Source organism: Pseudomonas sp. P5_B2 (genome assembly GCF_056400445.1).
In genome coordinates this window covers 1-699 of record NZ_JBFULH010001332.1, presented here as the reverse complement: position 1 = coordinate 699, position 699 = coordinate 1, and the positions used below count along the sequence as shown (strand labels likewise).

1 protein-coding gene is annotated in these 699 nt (G+C 56.2%); it reads left to right on the top strand.

All coding sequences use genetic code 11. The features are described 5' to 3' along the window. Positions 1 to 699 (top strand): manganese catalase family protein (locus tag AC1DRJ_RS31050; protein WP_477805478.1); only part of this gene is annotated, 699 nt, incomplete at both ends.

Here is a 699-nt window from a genome sequence, read left to right as displayed (position 1 = left end):
CGTTACTTCACCCAAGCACTCGCAGAAGATGATCCTGGCAGAAAGGATCTGCTGATGGACATTGCCACCGAAGAGCTCAGTCACCTCGAGATCGTCGGTTCAATCATTGTGATGCTCAACAAAGGCGCGAAGGGTCGCCTGGCAGAAGGGGTGGAAGAAGAGGGCGAGTTGTATCGCGCCATTAATGGCGCCGGCAACGATTCACATATCACCGCGCTGTTGTACGGCGCCGGTGCGCCACTGACCAACTCTGCAGGTGTGCCTTGGTCGGCCGCTTATGTAGATACCATCGGTGAGCCCACAGCAGATATGCGCTCCAACATCGCAGCCGAGGCCCGCGCCAAGATCGTTTATGAGCGCCTGATGAATGTCACTGATGATCCCGGCGTGAAAGAAGCGCTGGGGTTTCTGATGACCCGCGAAATCGCGCATCAGCTGTCCTTCGAAAAAGCCTTGCACTCGATCCAGCCGAACTTTCCCCAAGGCAAGCTGCCCGGTATGCCTGAATTCACAAATGTGTACTTCAACCTTTCTCAAGGCGAAGGCAGCACTCGTGGGCCTTGGAACCAAGGTGAGGATTGGGATTACGTGGAAGATCCCCAGCCAGCGGTCGATGGCGGTGACGGCACAGCCAGTGTTGAATTGAGCGCTGATGAGGACTCGCTGCTGATGGACATGAAAGCGCGGACGATGTCTGAC